At 50.9% G+C, this 13,688-nt stretch carries 16 protein-coding genes; 6 read left to right on the forward strand and 10 right to left on the reverse strand.

The window, feature by feature from the left end:
* Positions 1-8 precede the first annotated feature (8 nt).
* Positions 9-371, reverse strand: coding sequence for a response regulator (locus B1728_RS32285; RefSeq protein ID WP_079914553.1), 363 nt, complete (start codon positions 369-371; stop codon positions 9-11).
* A 208-nt stretch (positions 372-579) separates the two neighbouring features.
* Between B1728_RS32285 and B1728_RS35980 the strand changes: the two genes are divergently transcribed.
* Positions 580-1,095 (forward strand): LysM peptidoglycan-binding domain-containing protein, encoded by a 516-nt coding sequence (locus tag B1728_RS35980; RefSeq protein ID WP_179136287.1) that lies wholly within the window; start codon positions 580-582, stop codon positions 1,093-1,095.
* A 360-nt stretch (positions 1,096-1,455) separates the two neighbouring features.
* Here the strand turns inward: B1728_RS35980 and B1728_RS32295 are convergent, their stop codons facing one another.
* The 7 genes from B1728_RS32295 to B1728_RS32325 all read right to left on the reverse strand — a co-directional run bounded on the left by B1728_RS32295 (position 1,456) and on the right by B1728_RS32325 (position 7,982).
* Positions 1,456-1,770, reverse strand: a complete 315-nt coding sequence (locus B1728_RS32295; RefSeq protein ID WP_079914554.1) for a heavy metal-binding domain-containing protein — start codon at positions 1,768-1,770, stop codon at positions 1,456-1,458.
* Positions 1,771-2,161: 391 nt separating this feature from the next.
* A complete protein-coding gene (gene aspA / locus B1728_RS32300) occupies positions 2,162-3,580 on the reverse strand; it encodes an aspartate ammonia-lyase (RefSeq protein ID WP_079914555.1) in 1,419 nt (472 codons plus the stop codon).
* A 150-nt stretch (positions 3,581-3,730) separates the two neighbouring features.
* A complete protein-coding gene (locus tag B1728_RS32305) occupies positions 3,731-4,597 on the reverse strand; it encodes a protein phosphatase 2C domain-containing protein (RefSeq protein ID WP_179136288.1) in 867 nt (288 codons plus the stop codon).
* Between the two features lie 60 nt (positions 4,598-4,657).
* On the reverse strand, positions 4,658-5,086 hold the full coding sequence (locus B1728_RS32310) for a threonine/serine exporter family protein (RefSeq protein WP_079914557.1): 429 nt from the start codon (positions 5,084-5,086) through the stop codon (positions 4,658-4,660).
* Positions 5,087-5,206: 120 nt separating this feature from the next.
* Positions 5,207-5,962 carry a threonine/serine exporter family protein gene (locus tag B1728_RS32315; RefSeq protein ID WP_079914558.1) on the reverse strand — a complete coding sequence of 252 codons (756 nt, stop codon included), beginning with the start codon at positions 5,960-5,962 and terminating at the stop codon, positions 5,207-5,209.
* A 477-nt stretch (positions 5,963-6,439) separates the two neighbouring features.
* Positions 6,440-6,808 carry a hypothetical protein gene (locus B1728_RS32320; RefSeq protein WP_079914559.1) on the reverse strand — a complete coding sequence of 123 codons (369 nt, stop codon included), beginning with the start codon at positions 6,806-6,808 and terminating at the stop codon, positions 6,440-6,442.
* Positions 6,809-6,959: 151 nt separating this feature from the next.
* On the reverse strand, positions 6,960-7,982 hold the full coding sequence (locus tag B1728_RS32325; RefSeq protein WP_079914560.1) for an NADH:flavin oxidoreductase/NADH oxidase: 1,023 nt from the start codon (positions 7,980-7,982) through the stop codon (positions 6,960-6,962).
* 169 nt (positions 7,983-8,151) lie between these two features.
* Between B1728_RS32325 and B1728_RS32330 the strand changes: the two genes are divergently transcribed.
* From B1728_RS32330 to B1728_RS37090, 3 genes are all read left to right on the forward strand, one after another.
* Positions 8,152-8,490 (forward strand): winged helix-turn-helix transcriptional regulator, encoded by a 339-nt coding sequence (locus B1728_RS32330; RefSeq protein WP_079914561.1) that lies wholly within the window; start codon positions 8,152-8,154, stop codon positions 8,488-8,490.
* Between the two features lie 132 nt (positions 8,491-8,622).
* The gene (locus B1728_RS32335; protein ID WP_079914562.1) at positions 8,623-9,405 is read left to right on the forward strand and encodes an MBL fold metallo-hydrolase; all 783 of its coding nucleotides are present in this window, start codon (positions 8,623-8,625) and stop codon (positions 9,403-9,405) included.
* Positions 9,406-9,485: 80 nt separating this feature from the next.
* Positions 9,486-9,983 (forward strand): hypothetical protein, encoded by a 498-nt coding sequence (locus B1728_RS37090; protein ID WP_079914563.1) that lies wholly within the window; start codon positions 9,486-9,488, stop codon positions 9,981-9,983.
* Positions 9,984-10,104: 121 nt separating this feature from the next.
* On the opposite strand, the gene B1728_RS32345 is transcribed toward B1728_RS37090, so the two are convergent.
* Together B1728_RS32345 and B1728_RS32350 are read right to left on the reverse strand one after the other, a co-directional pair.
* Positions 10,105-10,962 (reverse strand): sugar phosphate isomerase/epimerase family protein, encoded by an 858-nt coding sequence (locus B1728_RS32345; protein WP_079914564.1) that lies wholly within the window; start codon positions 10,960-10,962, stop codon positions 10,105-10,107.
* Between the two features lie 24 nt (positions 10,963-10,986).
* Positions 10,987-12,051, reverse strand: a complete 1,065-nt coding sequence (locus B1728_RS32350; protein WP_079914565.1) for a Gfo/Idh/MocA family protein — start codon at positions 12,049-12,051, stop codon at positions 10,987-10,989.
* Between the two features lie 101 nt (positions 12,052-12,152).
* Between B1728_RS32350 and B1728_RS32355 the strand changes: the two genes are divergently transcribed.
* Positions 12,153-13,001 carry an AraC family transcriptional regulator gene (locus tag B1728_RS32355; RefSeq protein WP_079914566.1) on the forward strand — a complete coding sequence of 283 codons (849 nt, stop codon included), beginning with the start codon at positions 12,153-12,155 and terminating at the stop codon, positions 12,999-13,001.
* 304 nt (positions 13,002-13,305) lie between these two features.
* The gene (locus B1728_RS32360; protein ID WP_144028090.1) at positions 13,306-13,629 is read left to right on the forward strand and encodes an ArsR/SmtB family transcription factor; all 324 of its coding nucleotides are present in this window, start codon (positions 13,306-13,308) and stop codon (positions 13,627-13,629) included.
* Positions 13,630-13,688: the final 59 nt, after the last annotated feature.

Raw genomic sequence — 13,688 nt, forward strand, 5'->3', positions numbered from 1 at the left:
ATGATAGATTAGATGCCTAACACTTTATGAACCGACTCCATTACCCGTTCCTTCTGGAACGGCTTCACGATGAAATCTTTGGCGCCCGCTGTAATGGCTTCCACCACCATGGCCTTCTGTCCCATAGCCGAGCACATAATAATTTTGGCCCCCGAATCGACCTTCCGTATTTCCTTCAGAGCCCCTACGCCATCCAGCTCCGGCATCGTGATATCCATGGTAACCAAATCCGGCCTGAGGCTTGTATAAGCCTGTACCGCCTCCACCCCGTTGGCTGCTTCGGCGATCACCTCATGACCTTCCTCAGTCAGCATGTTTTTCAGTACCATCCGCATAAATGCCGCATCATCCACCACTAGGATTTTTGCCATACTCCTGTTCCCCCTTTACCCCTTGTCTGCTGCTATAGGTGTATTATGGCAAAGGGGCATTAAGTAAATTTTAGCTATTGGCATGAATATCATTAGTTTTCTTTATCTTTTTCTAACAGGTTTGCATGCTGAGGCAGTCACCATGCGCGCCCAGCCTCCATACAATACAAGCAGAAGACCATTTGTTAGTATACGGAGGTACCCGTCTATGAATCACCAAGCCTTCGGATTTCCGCAGAGAGGCTTTTTCCAGCAGCCACCGTTTTTCAATCCATTCTTTTTCCCGAGGCGCCGCTTTCTTCCATTCTTCTTCGTGTCCCCGTTCTTCTTTCCGTATGTCAGAGGCGAGGAAGGAGGAGAGCACAGCGTCAAGCTGTTTGCCCAGCATCACTGCCAAGCCGGAGACACCATGTCATCATTAGCCAAAGCCTATAACGTACCGCATCCCATTCTCGAGGCGGTGAACGCCCATCTTCCGGCAAGCAACGAAATCGTTCCCGGCTCCGTCGTCAATATTCCGCGCATGGATACCATGTTTTGCTACAAAATGTACCTGGAGCATGAGGCCGGTCCCCTCCCAGCCGCAGCTTCGCCTGCACTCTCTCCCTCCACTGCCCCGCAAGCTCCCAAATCGCCCGCAGAATCAAAGATGGAGGACCCCAACCAGAGGCTGCCAAGATATACGATTCCTGCGATACCGTACTCCGGATTTTATTCCTGCTGAAGGGGAAAGCTGGTCAAACGGGCAGCTTTTTTTATTTAAGAAATATACAACTTGTTACAATTTTCTGAAAATTTTATGTAGTTCTAAGGTTTCTTTAAGATTTCTCCAAGAGCGCAGGCATATAATGTTCACATACTTACTTCATTGGAGGGATCATCATGAAACTTTTTATTTCTTTCTTGCAAGGCTTCTTTTACAGCTTTATCGCTATTGCCGCATTGCCTATCTTATTGGTGCAAAGTCTCATCGATCTTTAATGGGCACAAGACGTTACCGTTATTTAGCCGTTTCGTTCCTTATAACGATGTAAAGGCAGCTTACCGCTATTGTAGGTAGGCTGCCTGTTTTTTTTGCCGTTGTTTACTCCACACGAACCGCCGTACCGCTTACCGCTACCATCAGCATTCCTTCACGGATTACCTCATAATCGATATCGATACCTACGATTCCGTTAGCTCCCATCCTTGCCGCTTGTGACTCCATCTCGTTAAAAGCAATGTCGCGGGCGTCCTTCAGTTTGCTCTCATAAGCTCCCGACCGGCCGCCTACAATATCGGTAATCGACGCGAAAATATCTCGAACGATATTCGCCCCCATAATGGCTTCACCTGTTACGATGGAGATATATTGTACGATTTCTTTGCCTTGAATGGTCGGTGTCGTGCTTAAAATCATGGCAAAAACGCCCCTTTGCAATGTTTTTCTTAGCATGCGGGAAAGCGTAAGAAATCATACATTCGCTTTAGAGGCGTTCCGGGGCGTTATAGACGCCAAGCAAATCGTGCAATATAAAAAGCCCCCGGGATGGGGGCTAATATGTTGAGAAACCTGAAAATCTGAAAAATTGCCTTGGTACCCCGGTGGGGTATCCCCTTCCGGCCGCTGTTGTTCTCGGGAAATGTTGATTATAATCGCTATATAGCGGTAATTTTCCAAGAACAAAGGCGACCGCTATCGCTCCTACAGGAGATACCCCACCTATCACCATTCACATTTTTCGGTGCGATATGGCTTCTCGACAGCCCGTGCCCCGGGATGGGGGCCTTCTTTCCATATAAGCTTGTCCTTATTTATCAAGCAAGGAAGCGCCGGCAATGCCCGGATGCGTCATTTCGTAAGGATCCAGAATCAGATCAAGCTCCTCTTCTGTCAGCACATTGTACACCAGACACAGCTCGCGAACCGATTTCCCCGTCAACGTCGCTTCACGGGCGATGCGGGCCGCCACCTCATAGCCAAGATGAGGGTTCAATGCGGTAATGATCCCAATGCTGCGATCAACATAGGCTTTGCACTGCTCGACATTGGCTTCGATACCGTCAACGCAGTGAATTTTGAACACCTTGAACGCCTGGTTCATAATGCTGATCGATTGCAGCAGGTTGAAGACCAGCACCGGCTCCATGACATTCAGCTCCAGTTGGCCTGCTTCCGATGCGAGGCAGATCGTATGGTCGTTACCAATCACCTGGAATGCCACCTGGTTGACGACCTCGCACATCACCGGATTGACTTTACCCGGCATGATCGAGGAGCCCGGCTGACGGGCCGGAAGCTTGATTTCGTACAACCCGGCGCGCGGTCCGGAAGCCATCAGACGAAGGTCGTTGGCCACTTTGGACATATTGATCATGCACACTTTTAGCGCAGCCGATACCTCAGTATAAGCATCCGTATTTTGTGTGGCATCGACAAGATCCTCCGCGTTTTTAAGCGGGAAGCCGCTCCACTGCGCAAGCAGCTCGACGACGCGTTTGATGTAGCGAGGATCTGCGTTCAGGCCGGTCCCTACAGCTGTCGCTCCCATATTCACCTCATACAAATGAGCCCGGCTTTGCTGAATCCGCTTGATATCGCGTTCCAGCACCCTGGCGTAAGCGGCGAATTCCTGCCCAAGCCGAATAGGCACCCCATCCTGTAAGTGGGTACGCCCCATTTTAATCACGCTGTCGAATTCTGCAGCCTTGGCAGCAAATGCGCCCTGCAGCTCCTTGGCAGTTACCAGCAATTTATCCATTAACGACAATACCGAAATATGAATTGCCGTAGGGAAAGCATCATTGGTGGATTGCGCCATATTCACATGGGAGTTCGGGCTGACCTTGAAATAATCGCCTTTGGTTCCTCCCATCAGCTCAATCGCCCGGTTGGCGATAATTTCGTTGGCGTTCATGTTGATCGATGTTCCTGCGCCGCCCTGAATAGGATCGACGATGAACTGATCATGCCATTTGCCTTCAATGATCTCATCTGCAGCTTTGACGATGGCTTCGGCCAAGCCCGGCTGGAGACGCCCGATTTCCATGTTGGCGGTAGCCGCTGATTTTTTTACAATCGCCATAGCCTTAATTAATTCCTCATGAATCCGGTAACCCGTAATAGGGAAGTTCTCTACAGCCCTCAGGGTTTGGATGCCATAGTACGCATCGATGGGCACTTCCTTAGAGCCTAAGAAATCTTTTTCCACTCGTACCGTTTCCGTCATCTTGCTTTCCCCTTTCGTGCACTCCAAGTAAGTTATTATCCAAAGGTTAAATAATATAGTTCATTGAATCCGGTTTCATTGTAATCCAAATATCTCGAAGATGCAACGTGTCCATCGATTAATAAAAAGTATGGCAGCATTTTACACTTTTCATTCAAATTGAATCCAAATGCCCGTCTTGTCGTCCGATACCTTAAACCTCGGGTATTTCAAACAGTCCGAGTCCTCCTGCTCCTGCCGGATCAGCCTCTCGGCGTATCCCGCTAACGATTCATCGGAAATGCGCTTCACAAGTTCCCTGACAGCATCATAAGAAGTGTCCTCCTTCACTGAGGGCTCTGCAAGAGGGAACAATCCGTCGGTCACAAGCAGCACCGCCTTAAGCTGACTGCGGTTAATACGCCCGTACTCCAGGAAATCGGCAAGCTCCGGCTCGCCGCTCAGAACGGAATACCCCTGCAGGGTGTTCATTCGGGCTTTATTGGCCAACAGAATGGGCCTTACCAGCTCCAGCAGCTGCTCCCGTGTCGTAACGCCCTGCCGGATTCCCTCCTCCAGACTGCGTTTGGATAATTGATCGACATGCGCAACCTGGTCACGGGACAGCGTCCGCACCGACCCGTCCTTATAGACAGCGGCGATCATGCAATCGCCTGCCTGTGCATAATCGATGTAGGCATCGTGAATACGAATAAGAGCCAGACCGCTGGTCCATAAAGCGGTTTTGTCTGTCACGTCGATGCCTGCCTCCAGCATGCTGCTTCTCAACAGAGCATTCGCCTGCAAGACTAAAGGCTTCAGGCTATCCTCCGGCATCTCCTTCTCTTCGAGCGATTCCAGATAGCCCCGGATCAGGCGGGAAGCAAGATAACCTCCGGTCTCTTGCCGGGGTCCCCGATAAGGCCGCAGCGAAGTAGCTCCGTCGAGGACGCCGTACATTTGCAGCCGTTCATGACGGACGAGCGCATCCTCATTCCATTCGGCCGTTCCTTGAAGGGTAATTGTGTCTATCTTCATCTCCGAATTCCTCCTCATCATCCATCCCATGACGCAGCCTGAATCATCAGGCCTTTCGGCTCACAGCCTTGACTTTCGAATGACTTGATTAATGACCTCCGAGAAAATGAGCCCGATCGCTATCGCTCCCGAGATCATAAACGCCTTGGCGGCAAGCTGAACCGCGACATCATACTGGTTCTCGACAATGTTGCGCATCGCATCATAAGCAAGCCCTCCGGGAACCAAAGGAATAATGCCGGAAACACTAAAAATGATAATAGGGGTCTTATATATTTTGGCTAGCAATTGGCTGAGCACCGTAACGACAAATGCAGCGGCCAGACTCGAAACGATCGGATTGGCGGATAATCTCATGGACAGGATGTACAGCAGCCATCCAATCATGCCTACAAAGCCGCATTGCAGCAAGTTGCGTCTCGGTACGTTAAATAGAATGCCAAAGGCGGCGGAAGCGATGAAGCTGGTTGCCAGCTGCTCGATGACCAAGTTGAGAAGCCTCCTGTGATTCAATATCTGTCGACGTTCTGTGATAATGCGCAGCCGATTCCGGCGGAAGTTATACGGTTATCCTGCTCCGTTACAAAGGCCGCCGCTGAACCGGCTTGGCTAGTGAAAGGAAATGACGAGAGCAATGCCTGCACCGATAGCCGATGCCGTCAAAAAGGCTTCCGCTCCTTTGGACATGCCTGAGACGAGATGCCCCGCCATTAGATCGCGGACGGCATTCGTGATGAGCAGCCCGGGTACGAGAGGCATTACAGACCCGATAATAATCGTATCCAGCTGATGACCGATCCCCAGCTTAACAAAGTAAGACGATAGAGCACCGATCATTAGTGACGATAAAAATTCCGCAAAAAACTTGATTTCGATCCACCGCTGAATCTGTACGAGAAAGGCAAATCCGAAGCCTCCCGAAATAACGGCGGGCAGCACATCCGGCCATATGCCCTGGAACATGATCAAGAAGCAGCCGCTGGCCAGAGCCGCTGCGATCACCTGGACCCATACGGGATATGCAATTTTGGCAGCGTCAATATCCTGAAGCTTCTCATACGCCTCCGAGGCGGTTAACTCCCCGGCACTGATCTTACGCGAGATATCGTTAACCAAGGTCACCTTGCGCAGGTCGGTGGAGCGTTCCATGATGCGGATCAGCCGGGTCATCGGCTCGGTTCCGTCAATCGAGAAAAAAATGCCGGTAGGGGTTACATAGCTGTGGGAGTTGTCCACTCCGAGCGCCGCCGCGATACGAATCATCGTGTCCTCCACCCGGTAGGTCTCACCGCCGCTTTGCAGCATAATTTTGCCGGCCAGCAAACATAGTTGTGAAATATCATCCTGTCGATTCGTTGACTCCATCCGGTCACTCCCTTGGGTAGTGATACGAGCTGCTCGTTTTCAGTATACCTAATTTTGCATATTTCAAAAGAAAAGGATCACGGCGGCCGTCCGTTTCTTGATCACTGCCCCTGCTTTCAAATGTAACGCAAAATGTCAGAAATGCATAGTGGCGAACTCGCAAACTTTCCCGGACAGCAAAGTGTAATCGTTTTCATCAATCTTTGGGTTAACTCTGGAAACGACACGCTCGCATAAGCTGCTCCCTCTATTTGATTACGCGCGGTCGAACCCCATTGAAGCAGAACAGCAAAAAAACCCGTCTGCGGTATGCCGCTGACAGGCTTCTTCGACCGGTGCTTCCGGATTATTGTTAATAGATTACCACAATCAAGCGGTAGAGTCTACATTTTTTGCTAGAAGTTACCTAATAGTTGTTATCGATGCTGATGACTGAAACCTTCACACAGAGTCTAGGCTGCCATGCTTAATGGAAGCTTACTTTTTGTTGTTGCGATCCTGACCAGAACGGTGCCCTTGACTGCTATGTCCTCCCCATTGACCTCCGTGTCCTCCGTGGCCGCCATAGCCGCCTTGGCCTCCCCAATGACCGCTTTGACCGCCCCAATGACCGCCTTGGCCTCCCCAGTGGCCTCCTTGACCGCCCCAGTGACCGCCTTGGCCTCCCCAATGACCGTCATGGCCGCCCCAATAGCCGCCTTGGCCTGGCCAATAGCCGCCTTGACCGCCGCCCCAGTATCCGCCTTGACCTGGCCAATAGCCGCCTTGACCGCCGCCCCAGTGTCCGCCTTGACCCGACCATCCGCCTTGACTTGGCCATTGATATGAACGTTTATTTTTACTCATGTCATCCCATCCTTCTCTTTTCCTTGTAGTTTCACAATAGACTATGTCGGATGACGAAAAATGGATGCTTGCCCCCCGAAGAAATAGGCTGCAATGAGTTTCATGACGGAGTAAACATGGCCTGTAGAACCGGTCTACCCTGGCCCTTTTTTTAATAAGCTCTTGAATACTGCTTAGGCGCGTGGATCTGCCCGGATACCTCTTGAATCGCATGGGTCGCCCAATAAGGATCGCGCAGCATGCCGCGGGCTACGGCTACCAAATCAGCGTCACCATTGGCCACAGTCGCTTCAGCCAAGCTGGCATCTTCCAGCATACCGACGGCAATGACCGGTACATCTAAAGCCTGCTTAACAGCCCGTGCAAAAGGAACCTGATACCCCGGATAATTGCCCGGCTTCCTTGCGGCCCCTACAGGACCTTCGCCCCCGCTGCTCACATGGAACACATCTACGCCGGCTTCCTTATAGCGCCTGCACATTTCGATGCCATGATCCAGATCATAGCCTCCATCCATATATTCCAAAGCGGAAATTCTAAGGATTAGCGGCATCTGCTCAGGCATGACACTCTTCACGGCCTGAATGACCTCCACTCCAAAACGGGCCAGGTCCTGGCCGTATTCATCCTCCCTGTCGTTAATGGCTGGAGAATGAAACTGATGAATCAGATAGCCATGTGCCCCGTGCAGCTCAATCGTGTCGACACCCGCTTCAATAGCCCTCACAGCCGCTTCCTTAAACTTCACTACCATCTGCCGGACTTCCTCTGTAGTAAGCGCGCGAGGCTTTTTGAACTGGGAATTGAACGGAATCTCGGAGGGGCCTACCGGAACAGCAGCATCCTCCGCCTTGCGGCCCGCGTGGGCAATCTGTATTGCGACTTTGGCGTCGTACTTGTGGATTTCCTCGATCATTCGCCGGAAGGCGGGAATCTGGTCATCCGACCATAACCCAAGATCATAATCGGTAATACGGCCGTCCGGATCTACATCCGTCATTTCGATAATAATGAGCCCCGCGCCGCCGACCGCCCTGGAGGTATAATGTACAAAGTGCCAGTCATTAGGCTTTCCATCTTTAGCTTCTACCGAATACTGACACATGGGAGGCATGACGATGCGATTTTTCAGCTTCAAGCCTTTGAAAGTAAATTCAGAAAATAAATGAGCCATTTTGTTCTCTCCTTTAGTCCTTTGTCTTGTCTTATTGTTTCCCGAGTTAATTATATATGCATCAAATTTATTTAAGGAAGTAGTGATATTATTGTCATATAGTTTCCGAAAAGTTAGTTTTGTGCTATGGTTGGAAAAATTCAAGCTTAAGTAAAGGACTGGTGATGTTATGGATAACCGGGAGCCGCTGACATTAACCAAAGGCACGCCGGACGAAGTATGCCCCATTGCCAAAGTCATCGATATGATCGGAACCAAATGGACCTTCTTGATCCTTCGGGATCTGCTGATTGAAGGCACGATGCGGTTTAGCGATTTGTTAAAATGTCTCGACGGCATCAGTCCGAAGACGCTGTCTCTTCGGCTTAAGGAATTGGAGGAGTACGGCATCCTGACCCGTACGGTATATCCCGAGGTCCCTCCGAGAGTGGAGTATACCCTTACGGAAAAAGGCAAGCAGCTGGAAAGTATCTTTATCGAGCTGAAGCGCTTTGGTCTGACACTCTAGGCACATTGAAAGCCAGTCCCAGGGGTAAATCCGCAAGGGCGGAATACCACGGTATGTAGAGGCTTCTTGTTGTACGAAAAAATTCCTGCTATGCTTGAAAGCAAATGATACCGTAACCGGGAGATGCAGAACATGAACGACATATTGACATTCTGGGGCACTGGCGACTCGATGGGCGTTCCCCGAGTTTACTGCTCTTGCGATATCTGCATGGAAGCGAGAACGATAGGCCGCAACCGGCGCTTTCGTTCTTCGGCAATGCTGAGTGCAGGCGGACACGAGCTGCTGATCGACTGCGGACCGGATTGGAGAACGCAGATGGAGCGTCTCGACAAACGATTTATCGAGCATGTGCTGATTACACATGCTCACTTTGACCATATCGCCGGTCTTCCTGAATGGGCCGACGCCTGCCGCTGGCTGGGACGCAAGGGTCATCTCTATGCCCCCGGCGATGTCCTTGAGACCATTGCTCAGCAGTTCCCGTGGCTCGAACGCCATCTCGAAATGCAGGATTGCATGAACGGTCTGACATGGGAGAACTGGGACATTGTGCCCTGGAAGGTTTGCCACGGCAAGAACGGCTATTCCTATGCCTACAAATTCACCCGTACCGGCTCTGCCCCCTATAGCTGGGTGTATTGCTCCGATGCGATTAACTTGAATGAGGAAGAAAAAGCTCCCCTGCACGGACTTCAGCTGCTTGTGCTGGGAACCAACTTCTATAAAGAAGAAGCCGCGCTGCCTACCCGCTCTGTCTATGATATGGAGGAAGCGCTGTTGCTGCTTGAAGAGGTTCAGCCTGTACGGACTCTATTCACGCATATGTCCCATGGCGTCGATGTGCTGCGCGATTACGGGCTTCCGTCCTGTGTTGCCCTTGCGGAAACTGGAATGCAGCTTCGGCTGGAATAAGGGGACTGCTTGCAACTTTCCCTGCACCTGGCGCGTCAATCCTAGCAGAACCAAACGAGTACTCAAGGAGGGTCCTGCTTATGGGAAGACGCGCTTGGATAGGATTGCTCCTCGGATTGCTGCTCCTTCTCCTTGCTGGCTGCGGCGAGGGTCCGGAAGCAAGCGGAGATCAGCTTGCAGCCAAGGAATTCGTGAAGTCGCAGGGCTATACCATCACCTCAAGCGGCGGTCCCATCTACAGCTATCAGTTGGACAGAAGCCTGCTGTACGGCAGCCCGGAATCGACTCCCTTCAGGCAAATGTGGGCGGTACAACAGGAGGAGCCTGATAAGTATTTCGGACAGCAAATCACGATTTACCGTTTTACCGTCAAGCATCATCCTCTGGAACGGATTTATAAGAAGAAGACAAATGTCTTCATCATGATGTCGGAGGGCAAAGTGATCGGCGGGTATTCCTTTCCGGAAATGGATGCGGCTGGAGCTGTCTACTCATTGGATGGCAGAACACTGGAGGAATTGACGGGGCTCAGCTATACGGACTGGCTGGAGCAGTGGCGAAAGAAATATTCGCCATAGCACTAAGCTTATAGTTTCCAGCCACGGAATAAAAAGAGGGTCCAGTCTGTTCCAAAGCCGGAACAAGGCTGAGCCCTCTTTTTATAAAAACATTCATCGCACGACGACGACACGGGGACGGTTATACTTCATCCCATAGTCTTCGAACCGTTTCCAAGCCCAGCTTGGAGCCGGTAAAGCAATCCTCCATACCCTCGAATTCTACGGAAATATAGCCGTCGTAGCCGGAATGCTTAATAATGCTGATGACCTGGCGCATATCGATATCGCCATGACCGACAATCGCTCCCCGAAGATGATTGCCGCTTGCTGTCGGGAACCATCCCGTACCCGGATTCAAAGCCGCCGGACGAAGATAGAAATCCTTGACGTGAACCATAGAAGCATAGGCAATGTTCTTTTTCACGGCTGCAACGGAGTTCTCATCCGCACACATAAAATTGCCTACGTCGAGCGTCGTCCGGAAATTCGGACGGTCCACCGCATGGATCAACGCTTGAACCCTGTCGCTTGCTTGAATATAGTAGCCATGATTTTCGACACTGGTTACAATATCGAACTGGGCCGCATAATCGGCAATTTGCCGGCAGGCCGATGCGAGAAGCTCCAGGTCCTCCTGGAAGCGGAGCATGGAAGTGTCCTTGCGCGAAGCCACATCGTGCCTCATCCGTTTGACCCCAAGACGATGCGCTATATCGACCTCGCGCTTGACCCGCTCAATCTCGTTCTCATACTGCTCCCGGGTGTCGGTAATGAAATTCGCCCCGATCGCATAATTGGATATATCGATTCCGACAGCTGCCGCCTTGTCACGAATCGCATCGATCAGCTCCGGATTCTCCGTCAGATTGAACCCGATAGGGACAATCTCCACATGTTCCCCGCCATTATCAGCGATCCAATCTATCGCCCCGAGAATATCCAACTGTTGAGATTTGATGGCACGTACCAAACTATATGAGCTTAATCCTAGCTTCATGTGATCTTGACCCTCCTTGGCAGGTTATTCGTAGCGGACCTCGCGGCCCGTTTCGGCCGATTCGTAAATACCGCATAATATTTTCATCAGCTCCACGCCGTCCTCTACAGGACTGATCGGCTCCGCCCCTGTCGTGCAGCTCTCGATGAAGCAGCGGATTTCATTTTGGAAGGCCGCAGTGACGTTAAGCCCCTTTTGATCCGTTTGCGGCGTAATGTTCAGAATGGTATCGTGCTTCTCTGAAACCAGCGCCAATGCAGGCTCCAGCTCGAATCCGCCCTTTTCCCCGAATAGCTTGACGACTGTTTCATCCTGCTTCGCATGCAGCGTGAAGCTGACATCGACCATAAGGGAGGCGCCATTCTCAAAACGGATGATCGCATTAGCCATATCTTCTACAGTGTTCTGGCTGGCGTCATAATCGGCTGCTTTATAGAAAGACAGGTTCTTCACATTGCCGCGGTTTCCCAGTCTGCGATACGTGTTCCCGCTGACGGAAACGACTTTGGGTCTCCCCATCAAATACCAGCAAATATCGATAACATGGACGCCGATATCAATCAACGGTCCGCCGCCGGAACGCTCCTTGTCAGCGAACCATCCGCCCGGATTGCCCAACCGGCGTATGCAAGAGGCTTTGGCATAATAAATGTCGCCGAACTCCCCGCTGTCTGCAAACCGTTTCATTAGCTGCGCATTGGCGTCATATCGGCGGACAAAGCCGACCTGAAGCACCTTGCCGGATTCGCGGACCGCCTGCTGTACGTTCAACGCTTCCTCCACTGTGCGGCATAGCGGCTTCTCAACCAGCACATGCTTGCCTGCCTTCAGCGCGGCAATACTGATCTCCGCATGAGTATTGTTCCAGGTGCAGATGCTAACGGCATCGATGGACGGATTCGCCAGCAATTCATGATAATCCTCATACACATGCACCGCCCCGTATTTGTCCGCCTTCTCCTGCGCTCTAGCCCGGTTAAGATCACACACAGCGGCAATTTGAACGGCCTCTCCCAGCTTTTGATAAGCCTGAAAATGCAAATCCGAGATGGAGCCAGCCCCGATAATTCCTATGTTCAGCTTGTTCAATTTCCATCCATCCTCCCTTAGTCGGTTTTGATCGTTGAGCTAATGTTGAATGCACTATATACTCAAATTATCACGTATCCTGCAAAGAAGGAATGTAAGCGATGATCAGTTACATGGACTATAAGATCAGTCGGCAGCCAATTCGGATCGTTGACCTGACGGTGGATAAAAGCATATTGAAGGTACAAGCGCTCCGAGTGATCAACGTAGGCCATATCCCGGCGCGGATCCATTATCGGAGCCAGGCCAGGTTCACCTACTGGGCGATCGTCTATATTTCCGGAGGCTCGGGAACCTATCAGGTGAATGACGGGGACAAGCAGAAGGTCAAGCAGGGCAGCTTCTTCCTGCTGTACCCGGGAGCCGTATTTCATTATGGACCTGGGGAGAACGAGCACTGGGATGAGCATTATTTCACGATCGAAGGACCGCGGATTCAAGAATGGCTTCAATCCGGTCTTATAGAGCCCGGCAAAGTCAAGCAGACGGAGGAAGAGCAGCTGACGCGAATCAACCGTATTTTTATGCTGATGGAAAGCGGCATTCCGAGTAATATCGACCGGGCCGCATTAGCCGTAGAGGCGATGCTGCTGGAGTTCGCCCTTAGCTCCGAATCCGTCCCCAAAGTCACAAAGGCCGAAAATGCGCTCAAATTGATCGAAGCGGTAACCGACTATATTTACCGGCCCTTTGATCCTGCCGAATTATGCGAACGGCATCACATCTCGTTTCCTACGCTCCGGCGAATCGTCAGCAAATATACGGGCTATCCGCTGAATGAGTATGTTCACCGCCTGAAGATGGCGGAAGCCAAAAATATTCTTCTTAACACGGATCAATCGTTAAAGGAAATCGCTTCCTCTCTGGGCTATCAGGACGTATTTTATTTCTCCCGCCTATTCAAAAAAATCGTCGGCGTATCGCCCAAAATGTTCCGCGGCACCGTATAGCTCCCGACAAGCGGAGACCTGCTTCGAAGCTTATTCCATTACTTTGCGGGGAGCACCGGACATTAACCCCATTGAAATGCCAAAAAACGTCTGAACCGCTGCATCCAGAGGATGAATGGTTCAGACGTTTCCTGTTTTTTTCATGTTCCGGCGCCAAAAAGCACATCCTATTCCTATCTGCGTTAACATCCCTATTTCGACAATAAGGACATTTGTCGTTGACAAAAACATCCTTATAGAATACTATATGAACATATACTCATATATTCATACGTTCATTTTATGGAGGTATTCTATGGAATCTATGGACCGCCCTCAAGGGCCGGATGTTTCAGTCCGTTCCTTGGATGAAGAAACTTTGTTTATGGTATCTCAAACGTTCAAGGCTTTATCCGATACAACACGGATACGCATTCTATACCTGCTGTCACAAAAAGAATGCTCGGTCAATGAAATTGCCGACGAGCTCTCGCTGCTTCAATCGACCGTATCCCACCAGCTCCGCTTCTTGAAAAACCTGCGTCTGGTGAAGTTCAGAAGAGCCGGTACCACTTTATATTATTCACATGATGACGAGCACGTGATGGATCTGCTCAGTGAAGCGATTCACCACGCCAACCACGATTAGCTGGGCTGATTAATTCCGGGATGGAGACAGACCGGAGACAAGCGCGAAATGAGGGAATA

Origin of the sequence: Paenibacillus sp. 32352 (genome assembly GCF_002042965.1) — a bacterium.
In the GTDB taxonomy this organism is placed as follows: domain Bacteria; phylum Bacillota; class Bacilli; order Paenibacillales; family NBRC-103111; genus Paenibacillus_S; species Paenibacillus_S vulneris.

Coding starts and splice junctions, on each gene's coding strand:
- B1728_RS32285 (WP_079914553.1), bottom strand. CDS start 371: ATGGCAAAAATCCTAGTGGTGGATGATGCGGCATTTATGCGGATGGTA.
- B1728_RS35980 (WP_179136287.1), top strand. CDS start 580: ATGAATCACCAAGCCTTCGGATTTCCGCAGAGAGGCTTTTTCCAGCAG.
- B1728_RS32295 (WP_079914554.1), bottom strand. CDS start 1,770: ATGATTTTAAGCACGACACCGACCATTCAAGGCAAAGAAATCGTACAA.
- aspA (WP_079914555.1), bottom strand. CDS start 3,580: ATGACGGAAACGGTACGAGTGGAAAAAGATTTCTTAGGCTCTAAGGAA.
- B1728_RS32305 (WP_179136288.1), bottom strand. CDS start 4,597: ATGAAGATAGACACAATTACCCTTCAAGGAACGGCCGAATGGAATGAG.
- B1728_RS32315 (WP_079914558.1), bottom strand. CDS start 5,962: ATGGAGTCAACGAATCGACAGGATGATATTTCACAACTATGTTTGCTG.
- B1728_RS32320 (WP_079914559.1), bottom strand. CDS start 6,808: ATGAGTAAAAATAAACGTTCATATCAATGGCCAAGTCAAGGCGGATGG.
- B1728_RS32325 (WP_079914560.1), bottom strand. CDS start 7,982: ATGGCTCATTTATTTTCTGAATTTACTTTCAAAGGCTTGAAGCTGAAA.
- B1728_RS32330 (WP_079914561.1), top strand. CDS start 8,152: ATGGATAACCGGGAGCCGCTGACATTAACCAAAGGCACGCCGGACGAA.
- B1728_RS32335 (WP_079914562.1), top strand. CDS start 8,623: ATGAACGACATATTGACATTCTGGGGCACTGGCGACTCGATGGGCGTT.
- B1728_RS37090 (WP_079914563.1), top strand. CDS start 9,486: ATGGGAAGACGCGCTTGGATAGGATTGCTCCTCGGATTGCTGCTCCTT.
- B1728_RS32345 (WP_079914564.1), bottom strand. CDS start 10,962: ATGAAGCTAGGATTAAGCTCATATAGTTTGGTACGTGCCATCAAATCT.
- B1728_RS32355 (WP_079914566.1), top strand. CDS start 12,153: ATGATCAGTTACATGGACTATAAGATCAGTCGGCAGCCAATTCGGATC.
- B1728_RS32360 (WP_144028090.1), top strand. CDS start 13,306: ATGGACCGCCCTCAAGGGCCGGATGTTTCAGTCCGTTCCTTGGATGAA.